21 protein-coding genes are annotated in these 24,433 nt (G+C 37.7%); 12 read left to right on the forward strand and 9 right to left on the reverse strand.

Annotated features, from left to right (window positions below; all coding sequences use genetic code 11):
- Positions 1 to 36 precede the first annotated feature (36 nt).
- Together L0668_RS02240 and L0668_RS02245 are read right to left on the reverse strand one after the other, a co-directional pair.
- Positions 37 to 1,371, reverse strand: a complete 1,335-nt coding sequence (locus L0668_RS02240; RefSeq protein ID WP_235310425.1) for an efflux RND transporter periplasmic adaptor subunit — start codon at positions 1,369 to 1,371, stop codon at positions 37 to 39.
- On the reverse strand, positions 1,364 to 2,770 hold the full coding sequence (locus tag L0668_RS02245; RefSeq protein ID WP_235310426.1) for an efflux transporter outer membrane subunit: 1,407 nt from the start codon (positions 2,768 to 2,770) through the stop codon (positions 1,364 to 1,366). Before L0668_RS02245 ends, L0668_RS02240 begins: the two co-directional genes overlap by 8 nt.
- A gap of 334 nt (positions 2,771 to 3,104) precedes the next feature.
- On the opposite strand from L0668_RS02245, the gene L0668_RS02250 reads away from it, so the two are divergent.
- A complete protein-coding gene (locus tag L0668_RS02250; protein WP_235310427.1) occupies positions 3,105 to 3,881 on the forward strand; it encodes a sterol desaturase family protein in 777 nt (258 codons plus the stop codon).
- 105 nt (positions 3,882 to 3,986) lie between these two features.
- Here L0668_RS02250 and L0668_RS02255 read toward each other — a convergent pair whose 3' ends face one another.
- Positions 3,987 to 5,225, reverse strand: coding sequence for a M56 family metallopeptidase (locus tag L0668_RS02255; protein WP_235310428.1), 1,239 nt, complete (start codon positions 5,223 to 5,225; stop codon positions 3,987 to 3,989).
- Positions 5,218 to 5,601, reverse strand: a complete 384-nt coding sequence (locus L0668_RS02260; RefSeq protein ID WP_235310429.1) for a BlaI/MecI/CopY family transcriptional regulator — start codon at positions 5,599 to 5,601, stop codon at positions 5,218 to 5,220. Before L0668_RS02260 ends, L0668_RS02255 begins: the two co-directional genes overlap by 8 nt.
- A gap of 172 nt (positions 5,602 to 5,773) precedes the next feature.
- On the opposite strand from L0668_RS02260, the gene L0668_RS02265 reads away from it, so the two are divergent.
- Positions 5,774 to 6,730 carry a cation diffusion facilitator family transporter gene (locus L0668_RS02265; protein WP_235310430.1) on the forward strand — a complete coding sequence of 319 codons (957 nt, stop codon included), beginning with the start codon at positions 5,774 to 5,776 and terminating at the stop codon, positions 6,728 to 6,730.
- 9 nt (positions 6,731 to 6,739) lie between these two features.
- On the opposite strand, the gene L0668_RS20825 is transcribed toward L0668_RS02265, so the two are convergent.
- Positions 6,740 to 8,638, reverse strand: a complete 1,899-nt coding sequence (locus L0668_RS20825) for a sensor domain-containing diguanylate cyclase (RefSeq protein WP_235310431.1) — start codon at positions 8,636 to 8,638, stop codon at positions 6,740 to 6,742.
- A gap of 224 nt (positions 8,639 to 8,862) precedes the next feature.
- Here L0668_RS20825 and L0668_RS02275 point away from each other — a divergent pair, with 224 nt between their 5' ends.
- On the forward strand, positions 8,863 to 9,975 hold the full coding sequence (locus tag L0668_RS02275; protein ID WP_235310432.1) for a Gfo/Idh/MocA family protein: 1,113 nt from the start codon (positions 8,863 to 8,865) through the stop codon (positions 9,973 to 9,975).
- 124 nt (positions 9,976 to 10,099) lie between these two features.
- Here the strand turns inward: L0668_RS02275 and L0668_RS02280 are convergent, their stop codons facing one another.
- Entirely contained in the window at positions 10,100 to 10,603 is a 504-nt protein-coding gene (locus tag L0668_RS02280; protein WP_235310433.1) for an RNA methyltransferase, read from the reverse strand.
- Positions 10,604 to 10,605: 2 nt separating this feature from the next.
- Complete coding sequence (locus L0668_RS02285) at positions 10,606 to 11,622, reverse strand: aldo/keto reductase (RefSeq protein WP_235310434.1); 1,017 nt, start codon at positions 11,620 to 11,622, stop codon at positions 10,606 to 10,608.
- Between the two features lie 113 nt (positions 11,623 to 11,735).
- Here L0668_RS02285 and L0668_RS02290 point away from each other — a divergent pair, with 113 nt between their 5' ends.
- Complete coding sequence (locus L0668_RS02290; RefSeq protein ID WP_235310435.1) at positions 11,736 to 12,035, forward strand: TerB family tellurite resistance protein; 300 nt, start codon at positions 11,736 to 11,738, stop codon at positions 12,033 to 12,035.
- Between the two features lie 132 nt (positions 12,036 to 12,167).
- Here the strand turns inward: L0668_RS02290 and L0668_RS02295 are convergent, their stop codons facing one another.
- A complete protein-coding gene (locus tag L0668_RS02295) occupies positions 12,168 to 13,832 on the reverse strand; it encodes a flagellar assembly protein A (protein ID WP_235310436.1) in 1,665 nt (554 codons plus the stop codon).
- A gap of 121 nt (positions 13,833 to 13,953) precedes the next feature.
- Entirely contained in the window at positions 13,954 to 15,393 is a 1,440-nt protein-coding gene (gene sbcB, locus L0668_RS02300; protein ID WP_235310437.1) for an exodeoxyribonuclease I, read from the reverse strand.
- A 481-nt stretch (positions 15,394 to 15,874) separates the two neighbouring features.
- On the opposite strand from sbcB, the gene L0668_RS02305 reads away from it, so the two are divergent.
- From L0668_RS02305 to L0668_RS02340, 8 genes are all read left to right on the forward strand, one after another.
- The gene (locus L0668_RS02305; RefSeq protein WP_235310438.1) at positions 15,875 to 17,023 is read left to right on the forward strand and encodes a 3-dehydroquinate synthase; all 1,149 of its coding nucleotides are present in this window, start codon (positions 15,875 to 15,877) and stop codon (positions 17,021 to 17,023) included.
- A 13-nt stretch (positions 17,024 to 17,036) separates the two neighbouring features.
- Positions 17,037 to 17,921, forward strand: coding sequence for a UbiA family prenyltransferase (locus tag L0668_RS02310; RefSeq protein WP_235310439.1), 885 nt, complete (start codon positions 17,037 to 17,039; stop codon positions 17,919 to 17,921).
- A 10-nt stretch (positions 17,922 to 17,931) separates the two neighbouring features.
- On the forward strand, positions 17,932 to 18,687 hold the full coding sequence (locus tag L0668_RS02315; RefSeq protein WP_235310440.1) for an EboA domain-containing protein: 756 nt from the start codon (positions 17,932 to 17,934) through the stop codon (positions 18,685 to 18,687).
- A 179-nt stretch (positions 18,688 to 18,866) separates the two neighbouring features.
- Positions 18,867 to 19,751 (forward strand): TatD family hydrolase, encoded by an 885-nt coding sequence (locus L0668_RS02320; protein WP_235310441.1) that lies wholly within the window; start codon positions 18,867 to 18,869, stop codon positions 19,749 to 19,751.
- 9 nt (positions 19,752 to 19,760) lie between these two features.
- Entirely contained in the window at positions 19,761 to 21,005 is a 1,245-nt protein-coding gene (gene eboE / locus L0668_RS02325; protein WP_235310442.1) for a metabolite traffic protein EboE, read from the forward strand.
- Positions 21,006 to 21,075: 70 nt separating this feature from the next.
- A complete protein-coding gene (locus L0668_RS02330) occupies positions 21,076 to 22,476 on the forward strand; it encodes an alkaline phosphatase family protein (protein ID WP_235310443.1) in 1,401 nt (466 codons plus the stop codon).
- A gap of 141 nt (positions 22,477 to 22,617) precedes the next feature.
- A complete protein-coding gene (locus L0668_RS02335; protein ID WP_235310444.1) occupies positions 22,618 to 23,172 on the forward strand; it encodes an RNA polymerase sigma factor in 555 nt (184 codons plus the stop codon).
- Position 23,173: 1 nt separating this feature from the next.
- Positions 23,174 to 23,545 (forward strand): DUF6768 family protein, encoded by a 372-nt coding sequence (locus L0668_RS02340; protein WP_235310445.1) that lies wholly within the window; start codon positions 23,174 to 23,176, stop codon positions 23,543 to 23,545.
- Positions 23,546 to 24,433: the final 888 nt, after the last annotated feature.

Genomic DNA, 24,433 nt, shown 5'->3' on the forward strand with positions numbered 1-24,433 from the left:
TCTCCGATAAATGTAAGCGTGATATTAATTAGCAAGTTATTCATAACTAACAGGCTCCGCAGACGCTTTTGCATCTTTAGGTGCTCCATTTGGACGCTTACCCCCTCCGGCTTGGCGTTTGGCTTTTAATTCTTCTACGCTTATCCCCATACGTTTAGCCACGTCGACTAATCTTCCATCACTATTATTTGAGGGTTTGGTTCGTTGCGGACGTTCACCTGAAATTATTACTGGCGTACCTGAACTGACTTGCCCTAATGGCGTAATAACTAGGTTTTCACCGGCTAATAAGCCTTCTTCGATAATAGCTTGAGAGTCATTTTGCCAACGAATTTTAATATCTTTTCTTAACAATAATCCATCTTCTACTATGTATACATAGCTACCTTGGTAAATAGCGCTATTTGCAATAACAATGGCGTTGTTTATGGTTTTACCTTGCACTTCTGCACTGACATATTGGCCAATTTTAATTGAACTACCTGGGTGTAATTGTGGGTTATAGGGATCAGCTATTTGAGCCACAATATAGAGTTGTTGAGAACTACTATCTATTGCCGCTTCGGTACGAACTATACGACCTAACCAGTTTTGATTTTTAGTAAGGCTAGAACTGAATCTTGCTTCAATAACATTTTGTAATTCTTGTGTTGTTTTAAATTCTTCAGGGAAATTAACTAGGTCAATATCACTGTTATTGATGGGTAATCTAATTTCCACTGAATCTGTGGAAAATATTTCCGCTATTTTACTGTTACTTGATATTACCTGACCATAATCAACCAGTTGACTCAAAATTCTGCCATCGTAAGGGGCGGTGATTTGAGTTCGTTCTAGGGCTAATTGAGCGCGAGTTAAGCTAGCTTCAGCCGACAACAAACTGGCTTTAGCAGCTTCTAGTTGTGGTTTACGTAATACTAGATCACTGGCTTGTTTACCATTGCCTAGTCTTTCCCAATCAATAGCGGCTTGTTTAGAATTGGCTTGTTCTTCGAGTAAGGCTTGCTGCGCTGATAACAGCCCAGCTTCTGCAATTTTTACATTGGCTAAATAGTCTCTTTGATCGAGTTTAACTAACACATCGCCTTTATTAAAAAAACCACCATTTCTAAACTGTGGGCTAACGTAAGTAATTTGGCCAGAAACCTGGGCCACTAAGTCGCTTTGGGTGGTGGGTTCAACGGTTCCGTAACTATCAACCACTACTGTGTATTCTTGCGGAGTTAATTTCTGCACATCAACTGTCATTTGTGGCGCGTTAGAGGGACCACCTCGTCTACTTTCTGGAGGGTTGTTCAATATGAAGTTTGCTGCAACAGCCGTGACTATTATGATGATCAGTGGCAATAGCCATTTTTTAGTATTACTCATTGATTGAGTCTTCCTGTTGATTATTGGTGTTGTTAGAAGAAAAATCACCACCTAAAGCAATGTGTAAATTAGCTCGGTTGATTAATAATTGGTTTTTAATTTGAATCAAACTACTTTGGGCACTGAACGCTCTATCTTGCGCGTCAAGCACTGTGGTGTAGGTAACCAAACCTCTTTGATATTGTTCAAACGCAAGTGTTTCTGCAGCTAAGGCATTTTTTTGGGCATCTAACGTCGCTTGGAATTGAGAGTACAAACTTGATTCATTGGTAACCGCATTTTCCACTTCTGAAAATGCATTGTATAAGGTATTTAAATAAGTTTGTTCTTGTTGTTTAAGCCTCAGGCGGGCAATTTCTTCATTGGACTTTAGTAAACCGGCATCGAATATGGGCGCTGTTAATCCACCTAATAAAGACCAAGCTAATGATGAACTTGATAACAAGTCTGAAAGTTCATCTGAAGCTGTGGAAACTGCAGCGGTTAATCGAAAACTTGGGAACCTTTGTTTGTGGGTATAGGCCAAAGTTGCATTTTGACTTAACACTTGGTACCAAGCTGCTTTTAATTCAGGCTTGCGTCTCACTACATCTGAAGGTAAGCCTAGAGGAATCTGCTCTGTTAATAGTGGTAACTGCTGTCCAGATAGTTGGTTCACTACATCACCGCTAGGATAACGACCTAATAATTTTTCTAATATTCTCGCAGTTTCTAATAATTTAGCTTTTTGTTGGGCTAGATTTGATTTTTCACTATTAAGCTCGTTTCTAGATAGGTAAACATCTAATGCTTTATTTACGCCTTGTTGATAGCCAGATTCAATGATGTCTAAACTTTGTTTAGCATTGTCTACTCTATGTTGGAATAATATGGTGAGTTGATTCGCTGATACTAAATTAAACCAACTCGCTACTATTTGACCAACTAGATCTTGTTTAGTTTCTTGGTATTGTGCTTCTGCTACCAATAAAGACAATTGAGAGACTTGCTGATTGTCTGATAATTTTCCCCATAGATCGACTTCATAGCTAGCTCCAAGATTTAGAGTGTTTCTGTTTGAAATATTGTTGGGGTTGGTAGTTTTAGACCTACCGGTAGATACAGTCAGGTCTAAGTCAGGCCATAGTCTAGCCCCTGTTTGAACCAATTGCTGTTTGGCTATTTCAACGTTATAAGCCTGCTGTTTTAATGATTGATTTTTTTCTAGGGCTTCTTCTGTTAAAGCCATCAAGATTGGATTGTTAAATTGACTCAACCAATTATCTTGGGGCGCTAATTGATTGGCGTCAGATTGCCAATTTTCTGGTATTTGATAATCTCTTAGTTCAGTCTTTACTGGGCTAGTACCAGCACAACCAATCAATAATACACAAATTAATAGGGGACAGTATGATTTCACGAATTGCTGTTTCTTTGCACGAAATATTTACCTTAATTTAAATGATAGCCGAGCTGCGATAAAGGACTTTACGTAACTTTTACACTAAATGTTGATTAACTTATTTATTAAACCGTTTGTCTTAGTAGTTACTTCTTGAATTGGTTTTGTGGACCTATTAGCTGTTGGGTTTAGTCACTGTTTTAAAGTCAAAAAGCCAATTCAGAAGTGTTAATGCTAATTGTTATGCATTGATGAGCTAATTATTATCTAATCTTCATGTGTTTTTTCCTCTAAATCTTATAGTGCTTCTTGAACATTCACTCTTTTTATTAACTAAGCAAAGGAAATACATATGCCTACTCCACTTGAGGTTTTACTCGATCCCTTATCCTTGGGGTTATTAACTCTATACGCCATTATTATTGTATTAGAGGCGTTATTCCCAGCTCGTAAACTACCCGCTGTTAAAGGTTGGTATCTTCGCAGCGCAGGGGTTTTTATTGTCTATTTTTATCTGTCTACGTATTTACCCATGATTTGGGATCAATACTTAATCCCTTACCAATTGATTGATTTGAGTCATATAAATCATTATGTGGGGACTTTTGTCGCGCTCGTGTTGTTTGAGTTATTCGTATATGTGTGGCACCGAACTATGCATCAAACCAAATGGTTATGGCTAACCTTTCATCAAATGCACCATAGTGCAGAACGCTTAGATACCTTTGGTACCTTTTATTACAGCCCTCTAGATATGGCAGGTTTTACCTTTTTAGGGAGTTTGACCTTGGCATTGGGAGTAGGGTTAAGCGCAGAGGCGATCACCTTGTTTTTGTATGTGAGTATGTTTTTAGTATTATTTCAACACGCCAATATTAAAACACCGCGCTGGATAGGTTATCTAATTCAACGGCCTGAAAGCCACTCAGTGCATCATCAAAAAGGGGTACATGCCTATAATTACTCAGATTTTCCTATATTCGACATATTGTTTGGCACGTTTAAAAACCCAAAAGAATTTAATGATGATATAGGCTTTTATGATGGAGCATCAGCTAGGATCGGTGAAATGTTGATAGCTAAAGATGTTTATAAACCAGAAGCTAAGAATGCCTCTGAATTAGCCTAATATTCTCGATTTTGATAAGCGAAAAAGCTTAGTGCCCTAAGTTCCATTAACGGAAGGAGCACTAAGCCTTTTAACTCATGGTTTGAGTTATTATTCGCACATTAGTTATTGAGACACTTTTATTCTCTCAATTGATGAAGTCGCAGCAATATGACTTTTTGCGGGAGGGTCCATTCTAAAATCTAACTGCACTTTTAGTCCTGATTGCCTTTGCGCTTGACCACCTTGGACTCTAGGTTTGTATTCCCATTTTTTTAAAGCGTCTACTCCTACCTTGTCAAATACTCCATCAGGAAAAGAATCTATAACTTTTATGTTATCTGTCGTGCCTTGTGCAGTTATATCAAACTCCAAAATGACTGAACCTTCTTGCCTGTTTTTAGCTGCTTGTAGTGGGTATTTAGGCTCTATTCTAATAATAGGTGTAGCCATGTTAATTTCACTTATTGTCGTAGGTTTATCAGCTACACCTGCAATTGCAATTCCACCTAATGCAGTCGCACTTATTACTATAGATAGGGCTACCATGGCTGGTTTAACTTTTGCGGCATGTTTAATATTTTCTATACGTTTTAACATACTTTTTTTCTCCGAGTAGGGTGAGTAAATTGCGAAATTACTCAAGGGTTGAGTTTGTGAACACTGGATCAGTGCCTTGCTGTAGGAAATCTTATCTTCTGTGTTTGTATTGGTTAATACGCTGGCATCGCAAGCAAGCTCTTGACTACGTCTAAAGGATCTATAAGCAAGCCAAAATAAAGGGTTGAACCAAAAAGTAGCAAGTAACAAAAGAGCTAACAAATTGAAGATATTATCGCCACGTTTATAGTGGGTCAGTTCGTGACGTAAAATGAGTGTCTGTTGTTTTTCAGTAAAGGCTTGTTTGAAATGAAGTGGTAAAAGTAATACAGGGCGAAATACACCACTTAATACTGGGCCCGAAATGCCCTTATGACTGTATACCTTGATTGCTTTAGGTAGCTCATAAGTTAAGTCATTTTTTGAATAATGAGCGCCAATATTTTGATTAAACTTCCATTGGGTCATAGCCATTACCGTTAAAAAAGCAAAGGTGCCAATACTCCAAAGCATTAACCATACAGAGGTTTGTTCTACTTGTGGTGTAAAGGTTTTTAAGTTAACTATGTAGTGGTATATCAGTTGGTTTTCTACGGAAATGCTGCTTTGAGGGATATTGTTAACCAGTAAACTTAAAGGTAACAATAACCACAGCATGTACACTATTTTAGCGCCTAGGGCTTTTTGCCCTTTAGCCTCTATAAATATCAAAATCAGTAACATACATGATACAAGTAACAGTTGTGACAATAGCCAATTAATCATTGTTTTTCTCCCACTTTTGAATAAGTGATTTGAGCTCATCAACGTCTTGTTGAGTTAATGAATTATTATTCGCAAAACCAGCCACTAAAGGCGCTACTTTGCCATTAAATAAGCGACTGACTAAACTTTGGCTTTCATTATTGGTATAAGCATTTCTTTCAAGCAATGGATAATAGAGGTAACTACGCTGTTGTTTGTCATAGTCAATGATGTGTTTTTTAACTAAACGGCTAAGTAAAGTTTTGACGGTTTTGTCATGCCATGATTTTTGCTGGTTTAAACGTTCTATAATTTCACTTGCGCTAGCTGGGTGGCCTTGCCACAAAGCGTCAAGTACTTCAAATTCAGTTTTGCTGATGTCGTTTGATTTTTGCATAATAATATTTAGTGATTACAATTGTAGTCGATGGGGTTAGGATTACACTTGTAATCTATTAAGTCAATTTTTATTTATCAGCAATAAGTGCCTTTCAAGCTGCACTGTTCTGTAAATGATATTAGAATGACAAAATATCCAAGTCTTATTTTCATTCGAGATCTTAAATTTAATGAAGCAAAATAAATCATTGTCTCAAGATACCAAAGCCCAGTTAATGCGTTGGGCTACGTATGCTTCTTTTAGTGTGGCTTTGATATTAATTAGTAGCAAAATATGGGCTTGGTTGTTGTCGGATTCGGTGAGTTTGTTGGCAACTTTAGTGGACTCAAGTTTAGATTTAGTGGCATCTTTGATAAATCTGCTTGCTGTGCGTCATGCATTGTCTCCCGCAGATAAAGAGCATAGATTTGGCCATGGCAAAGCTGAGGCATTGGCAGGTATGGCCCAAGCTATGTTTATCGCCGGGTCGGCGGTATTTTTATTACTCGAATCGAGTCGTCGTATGTTAAACCCTGTGGCTGTTGAAGAAGTAGGGGTAGGTATGGCAGTAATGGTTTGGTCCATTATCTTAACCAGCTTTCTGATCGTGTTTCAAAGGTACGTATACAGTCAAACCGGATCTACAGCGATTAAGGCCGACAGTTTACATTACCAAACCGATATTCTTGTTAATGGCACTGTTTTACTCGCCTTATGGTTAGCGTCAACAGGGTGGTCAGGCTTTGATCCATTGTTTGCCATTTTGATTGCAATCTACATTTTGTATTCAGTTTGGGAGATTGTTACCGAGTCTTATGATCATTTGATGGATAAAGAAATGTCTAATAGCGATAGGCAACGAATTACAGCTGTTGTTAACGCCCATCCTGATACAAAAGGTATACATGATCTGCGCACGCGTTCGTCGGGTACCACTATCTTTATTCAGTTTCATCTCGAACTAGCTGATGATTTAACTCTAATAAATGTCCACAAAATTTCTGATCAGATTGAAAAAAGTTTATTAGCAATTTTTCCAAGTAGTGAAATTATTATCCATGAAGACCCTATAAGTGTCGCGATTAGAGAACAACAGCCGGAATTCGATGAATTGGCCCCATCCTCCAAAAATAGAAAAAGCCCCTAATCTTTTGTGTTAATGACATATTTGATTTCTACCGGCTTGTTTTCCCTTGTATAGCGCGTCATCCGCTCTTTTAAATAGCTTATCAAAGCTTTCAGCAGGTTGAATTTGAGCCACACCTATAGTCACTGTGACTGTTATACCTAATGGTTGTCCTATGGGTTTGGCACTGATTTTATCTTTTAGTTTTTGGCCAATAGATAAAGCACCTTCTAGATCTGTACCAGGTAGTAATACAAGAAACTCTTCACCTCCCCACCTAGCCAGTTTGTCTTGCTCACGCATGGTTTGTTTAATTAAATCTGCGCCAGTCATTAACACTAGGTCGCCTACATCGTGGCCATAATTATCGTTAATCTGTTTAAAGTGGTCGTAATCCAAAATTAAGATACTAAAAGGTTCTTGCGTGCGGCGATATCTTTCAAATGCCGCCATAATATATTGTTGTATACCATGACGATTGTAAGCTTTAGTTAAAGGATCATTATTGGCTAAAGCTTTCAGTTCTTTATTAGCTTTTTGAAGTTGTTGAGTTCTTTGTTCAACTTTTGTTTCTAGTAATCCACTGAGTAGCTCTAAATCAGCATTTCGTTCTTTTAGTTTTTCAGTTAGAGCAGCATTTTTATCGATGTAATTGTCAAATCGACCATTGGTCACAAAACTTTGGCAGACAATAAAACCTATTACACCTAAGCTAAAAAATCGTCCTGTACTAATTAGGTTATTCATATTTAAAATATCGTTAAATACAAAACCAAAGGCGATTATAGAGCCAAGTAACATAACCCCAGCGCCTCTTCGGTTGTTCTTCATTGCTAACCAAGTTCTTTGGAATATGTAAAACATAATCACCACAGCTAGCAGCTGAAATATAACCACAGACCCACCGAAATAACGAGTGGGGAAAACCAAAACAAAAATCGAAAATAAAGTACAAATTGAATACATTAAGATACAAAATTTACGGTGAAACTCCTTGGGGTAACACAAATGGAAAAAATATAGTCCAACTGGAAAGCCTGCATAATAGCTAAAGAAGTTTAGCTTAGTGATTAGTACAAACCCGCCAGTAAGTGTTGATAATATAAAACTCATATGTTCTACGGTAAACTCTCGAAGAAACAGCAAGATACATAAACATGCAAATACTAGAGGGATGTTATCCTTAGGTCGTAAAAAATATTGGATTAAAGAGTGAACAACAGTAATTAATAAGGTTCCAAGGATAAACATACTCAGAGCAACTTTATCTCTTTGTAGAGTATGTAAAGCGTGGATGTCACCAAGTACAATTGGTTTCCATAAACCGCCCCAACTTGAATGGTAATTAGACACCTGCAAGGTAATAGAAAAGTGTGTTAAACCATCAGGTATTTTGACAATAGTGGTGTGATAATTAGGCCTTGCACTTGATTCTATATCGCTTACTTGACCACCTGTGGCCATTAAATCCGAGTTAACAAATACTTTATAGGCACTTTCTATTGCAGGGATTTGTAATGCCAAATTATTTGAATTGGTTTGTAAGCTAAGATCTAAATGATAAGTTGCATAACCTATGGCCTGATAGCTTTGTTTGTTACTTTGGGATTGCCAACCACCATTTGCTTGTACAAAGGAAGGAGACACTTTAGTAGATTTTATTTGTTCTGGATCTAAAAGCTGTTGCCAATAAAAAGCCCACTCTCCAGCTAACGCTAAGGTGTTTCTTGATGAAAAATCAGAATGCTTAATTGAGACTAAGCCATTTGAAGCCTGTATTTTACTAGGTTGCAAAGCAATACTAAAGTGATAAATAAGTGGAAAAAATATAAGAGAAGTTATAAAAAATAAGGTCACAGATAAAGATTTAGACCAAACATCTTTATATGATTGAAGCCGCCCTGACACAAAGCCCATAAGTTTTAACACTACCAAATTTTCCTTAAGTTGGTTACTAGTATTCACTACTTGATGATCTATTCTAACAAGATGTTATTTTTTATGTGTGTAAAGATTCATTCTTTTTTTTATTTGGTATCAATATTAATACGCAATGGTTTGCTGAACTTCTGTGTTGTATTTCTACACAATCGACTTAGTATATAACTTGAACTTGTGATATCTAAAAACTTAATAAAAATTGGATTTTAAACATGAATAATAATAAAAATAAGCAAACCAGCAGACGTAAATTTGTAAAAGCTGTCGGAGCAGGGGTGTTATCGATAGGCGCTAGCTCTTTCGCAACCAGCGTTATGGCCACAAAGCCAAAGGCCAAAAAGTTAGGTGTAGCCTTAGTTGGGTTAGGTAATTATTCAACGAATCAACTTGCGCCCGCTCTACTCGAGTCAAAAAACGCCTATTTAGCGGGCATAGTGACAGGCACGCCAAGTAAAGAAAAGTTATGGGCAGATAAATACGATATTGCTAGAGCGCATATATATAACTATCAAAATTTCGATAAAATAATTTCAGACAAAAGCATTGATGTTGTTTATGTTGTATTACCAAATTCCATGCATAAAGAGTTTGTTATTCGTGCAGCCAAGGCCGGAAAACATGTGATTACCGAAAAGCCTATGGGTATGAATGCTGCTGAGTGTAAGGAGATGATCAACGCTTGTGATAAAGCTGGGGTTAAATTGTCAGTTGGTTACCGATTGCAATTTGAGCCCAACACTTTGCTCATAGAACAAGCTGGTCAAAGCTTACCTTTAGGGCCAATAAACCATGTAAGATCGGATTTTTCTTTTACGATTGGTAATCCCAAACAATGGCGACTGAAAAAAGAGTTAGCTGGCGGAGGGCCAATTATGGATATTGGCATTTATTGTATTCAAGCCGCTAGATATGCCACAGGGCTAGAGCCTATTGCAGTGCGAGCGGTTGAATACAAAACTGATCCAATTAAATTTAACAGTGTGGAAGAAACCGTGATGTGGCAAATGGAATTTCCTGGCGGGCTGATCTCGAACCATACAACCTCTTACAATATGAAAGCCAATGAGCTATTTGTATCCTATCAAAAAGGTAAAGCCAGATTAGAGCCGGCTTATAGTTATGCTAATGTGGGAGGTATATTGGGTAAACAAAGATTACTGCCTCATGAGGTCAATCAGCAAGCTTTACAGATCGATGATTTCATAGCATGTATAAGAGATAATAAAATCAGTAAAGTCTCTGGGGCAGAAGGTTTACAAGACATGAAAATTGTTGATGCTATGTATAAATCTATGGCTTTGGACGGAAAACGGGTTGTGGTTTAGAGGGCAAAGATTAAATGCCCCTTGTTGTTTTTGAGTCGATAAGTTTATTGTGAAAAATAATTACCAGTATTAATCAAGTTGGTGTTATGTGTGCCCTTGGATACTACAAGGGCATTGGCAAGGATTATTTTAGAAATTTAGTGCGGTTATTGGTATCTCGGCTGTTTATGACAACTTTATCGTCTTTTGGCATAGTGGTTGTCTTTGCAAGTCTGTCATACAAAAGCACATTCACTGTGGCCGCTAGATTCATGCAGCCTACAGTGGGAACATAAACTACATGATCACACTGATTGACAATTTCTTGGCTTAACGATCCATCTTCTGGGCCAAAAATATATAAGGCATGTTCTGGATGCTCAAACGTTGGTAAAGGGGTGGCCCCTTCAACTAACTCTATGCCTACTTTAACCAGTGTTTGCTCAGAAACAGGTGCAACAATATCGGCTACTTGGGTGAGCGGTATATTTAAATGCGCATTTTTAGTATCAGTAAAAAACGCACTTGCTCTTGCATACCTTTCACCTGAATAACGAATACTTTGTACTTGATAACAACCTGCAGCGCGCAAAATACTCCCCATATTTTGCGGACTCTTGGGATTCACTAAGGCTAAATGAGCTGACAAGATTAACCTTCCAAAATAGTATCTATGCTGTGTAACTCCTGTTCAGTGAAATCAGCACAATTTAAAGCTGCCACACAGTCTTCTATTTGGCTGACTTTGCTTGCCCCAATGATTGCACTGGTCACCGCTTCATTATTTAGCACCCAAGCCACTGCCATTTGAGCCAGAGTTTGACCTCGTTGCTCTGCAAGTTTGTTTAATTTAACAACCTTGGCAATTTTGTCTTTGCTGATCTGATCGGCATTTAAGTAGATTTGTTCACTTCGAGAGGCTCTTGAGCCTTCAGGAATGCCTTTAAGATATTTATTGGTTAAAAAGCCTTGCGCTAAAGGTGAAAACACAATTGAACCTAAACCTTCGTCTTTGAATACATCAGTCAAACCTTGTTCCATTTCGCGTTCAAACATACTGTATCTGTTTTGGTGGATTAACAAGGGGGTGCCTAATTCTTTCAGAATTCGAATTGCTTGTTTAGTGTGGATAGGCGAATAGTTGGAGATCCCAACATACAAAGCCCGGCCAGAACGAACTATATAATCTAGAGCTTGCATAGTTTCTTCAATCGGTGTTTCTGGGTCGTAACAATGTGAATAAAACACATCGAAGTAATCTAGACCGGTACGCTTTAAACTTTGATCACAACTAGAGACTAAATATTTTCTGGATCCTCCTATACCATATGGACCAGCCCACATGTCGTATCCTGCTTTACTAGAAATCAACAATTCGTCGCGGTACGGTTTTAAACTCTTAGCCATTATTTGGCCAAAAGTGCTTTCAGCAGAGCCAAACGGAGGACCATAGTTGTTGGCTAAGTCAAAGTGGTTTATGCCTAGATCAAAGGCTCTGTGTAACATAGCTTGAGCATTCGATAATGAATCGACTGCGCCAAAGTTTTGCCATAACCCCAGCGACAAGGACGGAAGGCGTAATCCGCTATTTCCACATCTAGGATAAGACATATTTTGGTAACGTTCAGGATTGGCAATATATTGTGGATTCGGATCATTTTTTATCATTTAAGACACCAACTGGAAAATTTTCGACTAGCCTAAAGCAAAGCTAAGAAATTCTCAATTTTACTGGCTAAACAAATTAACAAAAATAACAATTACTTTTAAGGATTAGCGCTATGCATTTTGATCACTTGCTACAATCTATTGATATGAATCACTGTCTGGATCAACAACAAAGACAAGCCATGTTTGATTTAGGGTTATTATTAGTTGCGGCAGATGGCGAAGTAAATCAACAAGAAACACAATTTATGCAAAATTGGTTGGCTTCGTTAGATTGGACTGCTGAGATAAGCAAACAAGATTATTATCGCGACACCTTACTAAAATGTTATGCCTCAATTAAAACTAATAATTTTGATGAGTTTATTTTACACCGAGCCAGCTTATTGCTTGATACTGACATTAAACAGTAAGCTTTAAGGCTGGTGAATGAAGTTGCATTAGCTGACGGTGAGTTGGCACTAGTTGAACAAGAAGCAATCAATATATTAGCTGAAGCATTAAGTAAATAGGTTTTTATCCAGTTTTAACATCGACAATTATATTCACATTTTTGATGTGATCGGTTCGAATTCCCACTGATGCCCCTGAAATGCAACTTTTGAGCGGTCATATTCTCTGTCGGCTCGCCATGTACGGTTGTTTAATTTTAATGTAACGCCTGGGTAAATCTTTTTATTTGCGACCATTTGTAAATTAGCTTGGTAGGTTTCTTTAGATTGCTGCATTTCCTTCGCTTTAACATGTAGCCATTGTAATAATTGGCTTTCTCCTTGGAATAATTGATTCGCTTCGTCGACTCGGTGCTGCATTTCTTTAGGCACATATTTGGAGTTAATAATATTCATACGCTCCATATGTCTATAGTTGTTGTCCGATATTTGTTTGACTAAGTCATCAAGGGTGTCTTTTCTCTCTAATAAATTATTAAAACCTTCACTGAAATCAATATTGAGACTACTGCCGGAAACTGCTCCGATAGTACCCGCACTAAATTGCTCATAACATTTTATTGAACAAGCAAAAATATTACCATTGGGTTTGTCTACGGCGCCTACAGTTACTTTACCTTTTGACTCAATGCGGCTATAGGCTAATTGGCGACCAATACTGACATTACCATTACATTTTATGTCTAAACCTTGGCCATGTTGAATGTGAATACTGCCTTGTGACACTAAGGTTGTACTATATTCTGTCAAAGCATCATTTACTTTGCCCATTGCACCTTCGGTGATAATAATATCGCCACCGGCTTGAATATAAGCTGATTCAACAAATCCATTTATGGTGATGTCACCACTAGCAATGATCCGCATGTTTTCAGTGACATCGCCGTTAACTAAAACGGCGCCGTCATATTCCACATTGCCTGTTCCTACGTTCACGCCTTTACAGGTAAAAGTATCATCCACCCACATTTTTTGTTGTTTAAATTTGGGCATACCAGAAATATCTGCAATTAACAGGTTTTCGTCGTGGTCACTAATTACAGTGCCGTCACCAGGTTTAAATTTTAGCCATTCGCCTGGTTTGGGGACTATAGTATCGCCAGTTACCGTATAACCCGCTCGGCCTTCGGTTGGGGGTAAACGGCGTAATAACTCATCCCCTTTTTTAACACAAATAATCGCCCCTAAATTGCGCATGTCTACTCGTTCATTTCCCTTAGTTTGGGGGGCAAGGATCCGTTCTAATGCATTTTGAACTAATGGCTGAAGTTTAGATGGTTTGCCCGCTCTAGGAGGTAGACCTTTGGCAATGGTATCCTCAAACGTTTCGCCTGACTGACCTTCTTGAACTTGTTTAGACAATTGTGCTAAACGTTTTGTACTTATCCCTCGTTTAACGCCTACTTTAGCCAGTTCTGCCTTAATTTCCTGTAAGCTAGGGATTTTGCCAGCGTAACCACAGGTTAAGCTAACTATGGCTGAAAGTTGTCCTTCTACGATTGTGCACTTGATGCTGGTGTCTCGGCGCTCGCCAACTCGTTGCGAAATCGGTGCTCGGTTATTGTCGGCTGTGGCGTTTTTAAAACTACTTATTAATTCGATAACATTTTCATCAAAGATAAAAAACTTTGCATAGTTACTTTCTTTAATTAAATGAAATACAGTTTTGGCATCTATTGGCTTTTGTAATTTTTCTGGCTCAATAGTAATATCCAAATAGGTATTGGTTTTGTCGACTTCTAAGGTTATTCCGAGCATTTAATCGCCTATTTTATTCTTTATAATGAGATATACAGCTTTCGTCATTTAGTCAGTTATGTATCGGCTTATTGACAATATATATTAGTTGAATAAGGTTTTTAATACCTGTTATCTAATTTTAAAGGTTATTTGCATAGTTATAGAGTGCCTTGAGAATATTTAACTTTTCTGGATGATTGGCATATTCATTACTCAAATGTTCGATTTGCTGCAAAAACTCGGGCAAATTCATGCTCGCATTTGATGATTCGTCAGTTAATTTAACCTGCCTATAGCGTTGCCACTTTTCGGTTTCGGCTTGACTTAGGGATTGAGGGAAGTTCCTAGCTCTGTATCTAAACAATAACGTGTGTAGTCGCTCATCTTCGAAAGGTAAAGTTAACTCAGTCAATGCTTGTAAATCTGCATGCACTACTTTATCCATTAAATATTTATCAGCAGAAGAAAAGAATCCACCTGAATATAACGCATGGTCGGCGTCAAGTGGGAGTCTGTCTTCGCTTTCAATATAAACCTGCTGTAATTTGGCAAGTAAGGATGGTTGCTCTTTAATTTTCTGCAGGTTTTCTAAACACTCTGCTCGATTGATGCTTAACCTCTGAGCATTTTCTGCAGTAAGTGTTTTTGCAGGAGCCAATACTGGACACTTATTTACATGTATCAGTTTAATTGGAAGTCTTTGTTCACCATCTTCCAACATGTTTGTTGGAGTGTATAACTTTTCTTTAATCTGCTCTGAACTTAACTTATACAAGGGGGAGGGATCGTTGGCCAAATTTAGTACAATCACCGCGTTTTTATTAGTTGGGTGAAAACCAATAGGAACAATCCAAGTACAACAGCCATGTTCAGCTGATATTTTTGATGATACATGCACCAAAGGCACCAGTTGTTCGCAATCAATCATCTCCAGCACTTTCTTTTTGTTCCTAAGTTGAAACACATAATCATATAACTTAGGCTGGGTTTGCTTGATAAGCTTAGCTATGGCTATGGTGGCGTATACGTCAGACATCGCATCGTGGGCATCTTGATGTTCTATGTCATTGGCTTGGGTTAAATCTTCCAATTTAAAGCTTGGCGTGCCACTTTCTTTTTTGGGCCACTCAATACCATCTGGTCTCAAAGCATAACAGGCTCTAGCTAGATCAATAATGTCCCAACGACTATTGCCGTTTTGCCATTCACGAGCATAAGGGTCATAAAAATTACGGTACAAGGTATAGCGAGTGATTTCGTCATCGAATCGAATATTGTTATAGCCGGCAACACAGGTTTGAGGTTTGGCAAATTCAGCATGAATTTGCGCAATAAACTCTCTTTCAATCAAGCCACTATTTAGGGTTTTCTGAGGGGTAATACCCGTAATTAGGCAAGCCATTGGGTTGGGTAAACAGTCATTGGGTATTTGACAGTAAAGCATTAACGGCTCGCTAATAATATTTAAATCAAGATCCGTTCTGATCCCAGCAAACTGACAAGGGAAATCCTTTTGTGGGTTAGCTCCCCAAGTTTCATAATCGTGCCAGTAGATGCTAGGTGAATGTTGGTTTGTCATGTGGTTTTCTGCTTAACTACTTAGCTGTATTTATAAAAACACAACTCGAAATATATAAATGTTAATTTATATTACATTATCTTAAAATTGAATGGGGGGTAAATAGTTTATCTAATTCAATTAATCACTTTTATGGTTTGTTTGACATTACTAGTGATTGCAGGTGGTTGACACATTTGGTTAACATTTTTTTGTATTCAGGTTATGAAATTTTAGGTAATATTAAGACTTGTAGTAAATTTTGGTAATCTATCAGTTTTATCAGTTACTCCGCGATACCAATTCAAGTTAAACTTTGTAAGGCCTACTCGAAAACGAACTTGGGCGTTAGTTGATATGTGATATATGCCAATTATTTAATTGTAATCATATAATCTAGTGGGAACTGTTTAATACCTAATGGCTGTATTGGTATTAAGTTGATTTGCAGCCGTTATTAAGGTTAGTAGTCATGTATTCACAATCTAGGTCTTCTTAAGTTATGTCTTCACAAAAAAGCGCTTCTAGGCAGGTGATCTGCCAAAAATTCACCATAAATTTTCAATATTCAGTTTTTTTCACCCGTAATTGTTTTGATGTGCAAGACAGTACCTTGATTGATTTAATTGATAACTTGTCTGAATCACCAAAGTTATTAGCCATTATTGATGAGGGCGTCGATCAAACTAATCCTGATTTGGCGGTTCGAATTGAACAGTATTGTGAACACCATAATATTCAAAGTTTGCCAAGTATGATTGTGCCTGCTGGTGAGGATTGTAAAAATGATGGATCAGTTATTGATGATATTTATTCAGCAGTAGAAAAATATGAAATTGACCGTCATTCCTACATTTTGGTAGTGGGCGGGGGAGCTGTGGTTGATGCTGTAGGTTTTGCCGCTGCTACAGCTCACCGTGGTGTGCGTTTAATTCGAATGCCGTCGACTGTATTAGGACAAAATGATGCAGGTGTCGGGGTAAAAAATGCAGTTAATTATCATAAACGTAAAAACTTTGTCGGTACCTTTGCCCCTCCTTTTGCGGTCATTAACGATTTAAATTTATTACAAACTTTATCACCAAGAGATAAACGAGCAGGTATTGCTGAAGCGGTCAAAGTAGCATTAATTAAAGATCCTGCTTTTTTCGATGAATTATATGATTCCAGACACGCTTTAGCTTATTTTGAGGAGGCTTCGACTAAACATATGATTATTAAATGTGCTCAGGCACATTTAGATCATATTGCCACCTCGGGTGACCCATTCGAGTTAGGCTCTGCTCGCCCTCTAGATTTTGGTCATTGGTCTGCCCATAAATTAGAGGAATTAACCAATAATGAATTACGCCATGGTGAAGCCGTGGCAATCGGTATTGCTTTGGATAGTATTTATTCTGGTTTAAAAGGGCATATCACGCAGCAGCAAGTTAATAAAATTATCACACTATTAGAGGATGTTGGGTTTGACTTAGTTCACCCCGTACTAAAAGAATTAAATGTTGTTAAGGCTCTAGCTGAGTTTAAAGAACATTTGGGAGGAAATTTATGTATTACACTTTTAAGTGATATCGGTACTGGCTTTGAAGTCAATCAAATTGATGAAGCTCTGATGGCCCAAGCCTTAGATAATTTAATGAGCCTTAACTAATGGCCTCTTGGTAATGACACAAAATATCATTCACTATCTAAAGCTTGTTCGAGCACCAGCTGGTTTTACTGCCTTGTCTAATATATTGGCCGCCTCAGTACTTATGACGAATGGGCAATTAAACTTAAGTATTATTTATTTGTTGTTTGCCAGTGTGTGTTTTTATTTTGCAGGTATGACATTAAATGATTGTTTCGATTTTAAAGAAGATTTAGCGCAAAGGCCGTCACGCCCTATTCCGAGTGGAAATGTTTCTCTCAATAAGGCTTGGATGATAGGGGCAGGGCTGATGGTAGTTGGTCTTATATTGTCGTTTAGCTTCAGTACACTTTCTGGATATGTGGGCTTAGCCTTATGTGTCGCAATCATTGGGTATAATGGTCTAATTAAAGAAGGCTTGTTCGGCTCTTTTTGTATGGCGGCATGTCGTTATTTAAATTGGTTGCTTGGTGCGAGTTTTGTGGCTTTGTCTACTCAGAGCTTTTTAATCGCAGTCCCCATTTTTGCTTACATCACGGGGTTAACCTATTTAAGTAAACAAGAAACCACAGCTCAAAATAAACATGTTATTTGGTTTACGGCCTTTACTTTGTTGATCACTATGTTTTCTAGTGGATATTTGCTTGAAAACAGTTTTGCAGTGACAGGTATTCAACGCTGGCTCGCTTGGGGTTTGTTACTTGTATGGTCATGTTTAGTGTTAAATAAGTTACGCCTAGTCTTCCAAACCTTTAGTCCGGCCAGTATCCAGCAGATGATTATATTTATGGTGATAGGGGTTATCCCATTAGATGCATTATTAGTGGCTATGGCTGGACACTACTGGTTTGCATTTATTATTATTGCCTTGTTACCACCCACCCGCATGTTAAATAAACGCTTAAATGCCATTACATAATTGAATGAATATGAGTATCAAAAAAATAATAAATAAGCTCAATAGCTGTTTGTCATCTGCTGAAAATCAATGGTTGCAAGAAGCATTACAACAAATACAAAGCAGTGAAGATCCCCAGGAAGAATTACTAAACTTATCTGCAGTGGTTAAACGTAAGCTTGTGTCTTTAAATACGTTAGACGAAAACGATTTTGTCTCAAATCAAGTCAGCGAATTAGTCAGAATATGCCTAATTAGCCAAGTGATTAACAGCCACCCTGAATTGAAAGTATCGGCAATTCTTAAAGCTTATTATCAAGCTGGAGATAGCACTGAAAAAGCCGCAATGTTAAAAGGTTTATGTCTACTTGATACAAATGGTGAAGCGGTAAACGTAGCGGTAAACGCAGCAAGGTGCAACAGTGCAGATGAGTTTTCCGCACTAGCCTTAAATAATGATTATCCGAGTGAGTTTTTTGCAGAGTTAAATTTTAATCAATTGGTTTTAAAAGCCCTGTTTATGGGGTTGCAGATTATTGACCTTAGAGGCTTGCAAAATAGACTTTCGGTCCAATTGTCTAATATGTGTTTTTCTTATGCGGTAGAACAGGCTCTAGCTGAGCGTATTCCTCCCGCATCGCTTTGGTTAGCAGTAAGGTATGTTGATTTAACGACAGAGCATAAAGCTTATTTTGAACAGTATACTCAACACTTTGCGCAGGTTGACCTTCAGCATAAGGACAGAGTTAGCGCGCTAATTGAGGAGCAAAACCTCATTTTTAATTAGTCTATTGATAGATGTTATTTTAAATGATGTGATAGTATCACATTTGCTGGTGTGGCGATGAGCATGGTTAAAGTAATTAGAATCATCTTTAGAGCATAACTAGCTAAAAACATCTGAAATTTATAATAAATGCCATAATTGACATAGCTTTAAAAATAAAATGGCGTAAAGGAAGAATCATGAAATATTTTGACCCACATATCCACATGTTAGCCCGCACCACTGATGATTACCAAAATATGGCAGAAGCAGGCATAGTCGGTGTGATTGAGCCAGCATTTTGGCTAGGACAACCCCGTACTCAAGTAGGGTCATTTATTGACTATTTTGATACCTTGATAGGTTGGGAGCATTTTAGAGCATCGCAATTCGGCATCATGCACTTTTGTACTATGGGTTTAAATCCAAAAGAATCCAATGATATTGAATTGGCAGAAGCGGTAATGAAAATCTTACCTCGTTATTGTCAAAAAGATAATGTAGTGGGAGTAGGGGAAATTGGTTATGACGATATTACCCCTGAAGAAGACAGGTTTTTGGCTGAGCAATTACAGCTTGCCATAGACATGAAATTACCAGTACTTATCCATACTCCTCACAGAGATAAAGTGTCGGGTACCAAAAGGACCTTAGACGTGATTAAAGAGTCAGGGATTGCAGAAGAAATGGTGCTGGTGGATCACCTAACCGAACAAACCTTGCCGTTAGTGTTAGAAACAGACTGTTGGCGTGGACATAGTATTTATCCGAATACTAAAATGTCTGAGCCTCGTATGGTTAAATTATTACAAGAATATGGCACAGATAAAATGATCATTAATAGCGCCGCAGATTGGGGTGTGAGCGATCCACTTAAAGTGCCTAAAACTGCTCAAGCTATGCTTGCTGATGGCTTTACCAAAGAACAAGTAGAGAAAGTGACCTTTAACAATCCTATTAACTTTTTTGCCCAAAGTGGACGCATTTCACTAGATATGGTGAAAAAACCGTTAATTGATCAAACTAAAACCTATCAAGACAATAAGGTTTTACGTGGTCAAGAGCCTATCGTAGAAAAAGGCTAAATAGTTCCAATGGCCTATTCTATAAATAGCCTGGCTTATTGCAGCAATGTGCACCCAGGCGCTGATCTTTCGTCTGTAATAAGCAATATTCAACAACATTTTGTCTCTGTTAAAAATTTACGAAATCTAAATGATATGGCGTCTGGGTTATGGTTTTCAGAGCAAGCAGCGAAACAACTCAGAAATCAAGCTAGCCTAAATGACTTTAAACGTATTTTACAAGAAAGTGGTGTGCGTTTAACTAGCTTAAATGGCTTTCCTTTTGGTGATTTTCATCAGGCCGTGGTGAAACAAAAGGTTTACTTGCCTACTTGGGCTGAGTCAGAAAGGTTAGAATATACTCAATCCTTGGCTAGTATTTTGGCTGAATGTTTGCCCATTGATGAGTGTAAGGGGGCTATTTCCACTTTGCCTTTGGGTTATGCAAAAGGTTGGAATACGGCTCAACAACAACAATCGGTGGCTCAGTTATTGTCGCTTGTGACATTTTTAGCCGACCAAGAAGCCCAAACCGGCAAGCAAATTGTTATTTGTATCGAAATGGAGCCAGATTGTGTACTGCAACATACTCATGAGCTGGTGAGTTTTTTTACTGAGCATCTTCTACCAACAGCTAACCAGCAAGGGATTGATTCTGAAAAAGTTTTACGGTATTTAGGGTGTTGTTACGATACTTGTCACCAAGCGGTAATGGGAGAGAGTATTGTAGACTCTTTACAAGCGATAACCTTAGCCGGTATTCAAATAGGCAAAATTCAAATTTCAAACGCGGTTAAAGCCACTATTCAGACTCGATCTCAAATTGAACAGTTAACCAAGTTGTTTGCTGATAATAAGTTCCTCCATCAAACCAAGGTGTTTAGCCACAATAAGTTAATTGATGAATTGCCTGATCTCGATATGGCCAGCCTTGAAAAAGTGCGACTTAATTGCAGTGATAGTCAAGCTAATAACAATGAGCTGGGGATAGAAGCCACTATTCATTATCATATACCGGTTAATCAAAGTGCTGCTGATTTACCATTAGATTTTTTGAGTGCCACCCAAAGTGCTATTTTACAAACCTTAGACTTTTTGCAAGTAAACCCAAGAATTCGTCCATTTTTGGAAATCGAAACTTACACTTGGTTGAATTTTTTACAGCAGGACAATGCGCAACAACAGACTAAAACTCAACGATTGCACTCAGGTTTTGCAGCTGAATTTAGTTGGCTAGAACAAGCATTGATAGAACGAAACTTGCTCAAGGTTTAAGCCCTTATAGGTTGAATTTTGACTGTCGTTTGATTGAATATACTTTTTTAAAATAGGTGTAATATATAAGATGTCAGCTCCATTAGTTGTATTAAATGTGGTCGGTTTAAGTCCGTATATGTTGGGTGATAACACCCCAAATATTAATAAACTATTGAGCAAGGGTTATAAAAGCCAACCTTTAACAGTGGAATTTCCTGCCGTTACCACCACAGCACAATCAGCCATGCTCACCGGTAAACAAGCCTGTGAACACGGCATAGTAGGTAATGGTTGGTATTTTAAAGATTTAGCTGAAGTGGGGTTTTGGAAACAAGCTAATCAGCTTGTACAGTCAGAAAAAATATGGGACGTGTTAAAACAAAACAATCCCGACTTAAAAATATCTAAGTTATTTTGGTGGTACAACATGTACGCCAATGTTGATAACAGCATGACTCCTAGACCGCATTATTTAGCCGATGGTAATAAAATATTTGATTTGTATTCATCTCCCAATGGATTACATCAACAAATAGAAAGTGAGATTGGAAAATTCCCTTTTTTTAGTTTTTGGGGGCCTAAAGCAGGCATTGCCGCGAGCCAATGGATTGCCGATGCTGCGACCAAAGAATTTGAATTGAATACGCCTGATCTACAATTAGTCTACTTACCCCACTTAGACTACTGTTTGCAGAAATTCGGCCCTAATGGCCAAAGTATTCCAGCAGAAATTCAAGCTATCGATAAAATTATTGGTGAAATGATTAACGCTTATCCTCAAAATGCTGAGTTTATGCTGGTGTCTGAATATGGCATTACGCAAGTGGATAAGCCTATTCACATCAATAAAATATTACGTGAAAAAGGCTATATTCATGTACGTGAAACACTCGTGGACAGCGGAAGTTATAAAAACAAAAGCATAGAAAATATTGATTGTGGTGCATCCACAGCTTTTGCCGTCTCTGATCATCAATGTGCCCATGTGTACGTAAATGATAAAAGTAAATTGGCGGAGATAAAAGCCTTGTTGTTAGCCAAAGAGGCTATTGAGCAAGTGTTAGATAAACAACAACAGAAAAAATACGGCTTAGATCACGAGCGTAGTGGTGACTTAGTCGCAATTAGTCGCTCAAACGCTTGGTTTACCTATTATTTTTGGTTAGACGATAACAAAGCCCCAGAGTTTGCTCGTACTGTAGATATTCATCGTAAAGTGGGTTACGACCCGGTAGAAATGTTTATAGATCCATCATTTAAATTTCCTTTGTTAGCTGTGATTAAACGAGTTTTAAAGAAAAAATTAGGATTCAGATATCTGATGGATGTTATTCCTCTTGATGCTTCATTAGTCAAAGGTAGCCATGGCCGTATTACCGACACACCAGAACAAGGCGCTATCTTAGTTTCTACTTCGAACAAACTGCAAGAAGGTAAAGCATACAGACAAACTGATGTGTTTGATTTGATATTGAAACATTTTCAGTAGATTTAGAGAAAAAAAGGATGTTTGCTAATCAGCGGTAAACATCCCAACACCTGCCTTAACTAAACATTTAAATTAAATGAACCCAGATTAATTTCAATACGTCTTATTATTAACAAACACATTATCCACTAAGGAGTGCAGTTGAAAGATCAGGCCGAAGAAGATTTATTAGTTATGGCTGCCCAGCAGGGTAATCAACAAGCTTTTAGCTTACTTTTTCAGCGTCATCAACAAGCTCTGGTGCGTTTTGCTTTCAAATTATCTAATGATCGGGAAATAGCTAAAGAGGCCACGCAAGAGGCATGGATTAAATCGACTAAAACGATTTTAAAATTAAGGGATCCTCGGGCTTTTAAAAGTTGGTTATATCGTTTAACACGTTGGCAAACCATAGATTTAATTAGACAAAGTATGGGGCGGCATAAGTTGATTGATCCAAATATAGAACAAGATGATATGGATTGTATTCCTGACGACAAGCAATTGAATGAGGATAAGGATCAAGATCAAGCTATGTCCATAATGGAAGCAATAGATAAATTACCGGGCATCGAAAAACATATGATCCATCTATTCTATTTAGATGACATGACGGTTGCTGAGGTAAGTGTGGTGCTTGAAATTCCAGTGGGCACTGTTAAGTCTCGATTAAATCGAGCTCGGCAATTATTAAAACAAAAATGTGGGAGTGTTTGATATGAATATTGATCAAAAAATTAAAAATGAATTGAGTGACCAAGCTGCTGAAATTGACACTATCTTAGCCGAAGAAAAAGGTTTATTTGATTTTATAGTAGGCTCATATAGAGGCAGCCTTAAAGGCTGGTTTGTAGCGGTTAACTTTGTGATCTTATTGGTGTCTGGTGTGTTGTTTTGGACTGGTTATGAGTTTTTTAGTGCGAGAACTGTGGATCAGCAAGTTTTCTGGGGCGTGTGTTTTATTGCAGCCTTAGTGGTGCAGGTTGCAGGAAAGCAATGGATATGGGCGGAGATGAGCCGTTCATCCTTAATGCGTGAAATAAAACGAGTTGAGTTAACCTTAAATCGGCATTTAGATAAATTGTCGTAAACAAACTCGATGAGTAGAAATGCATATAAGTTGTAACTTTAGTTTCTTAATTATGTTCAATTATTAAAGCGGCAGATTAACTAGGCATGGCGCTAATTTAGAGTCTAGAGACAAGGAATATCTACTAGCTAAATCAGTGCTGTATCTCTAGCGATTGCTGAACTTTGCTTAAGGCTACTATTAAGATGGAATGGTATTATCAAGATCCTTGTGGGGATAAAGCTTAAGTTTTACTGTTTTGTTGTTTCCAATACTTATCCTAAATTTTATGAATTTATTATTCTTTGCTATGAAGAGAAATAAAGAGTGGCGGGGCATTGATACTTCTATTTGTTTAATTTTATTAGGGGCTGTTTATCTTTGGTGTATAAATTTTATTCAAACTAAATGCTTTTTAATCGCGGCGCTGGTTTACAGGCCTAGTGGACTAAGTCAAAAACCAGCAACAAAGAGTAAAAGCGTTTAGGCAGAACCCTTCGGGCAGCATTTCTACTGCTTCATCACTCATTCAAGTAGAACAACTACATCACACTCGTGCTTTATTGTATAAATACCGCACAACTCGCTGCAAAAACATACACCAAAGATCAACAGCCCCTAGATATTAGTTAAATAGATAGTTTTTTTGCATTAATATGATTTTTTATGATTCATTTTGCTTGATTATGGTTAATGCAATGTTACTATTATGTATCCATAAATCTTTGAAAGTGTTAACGCATTTTATAGTCCATGCAATTATTTAGTTTATAAAATTTAATTAGATCGCTGGTTGTCTGCTCATCAATTAATAAAGCATAAACAAATATCCCAATCGACATCATTAGAGGTATTTAATAGTAATGTACTTAGGGAGTTATTTGAGACGGATAAAAATAGATTATATTG

It is taken from the genome of Paraglaciecola algarum (genome assembly GCF_021532655.1).
Lineage (GTDB): Bacteria > Pseudomonadota > Gammaproteobacteria > Enterobacterales > Alteromonadaceae > Paraglaciecola > Paraglaciecola algarum.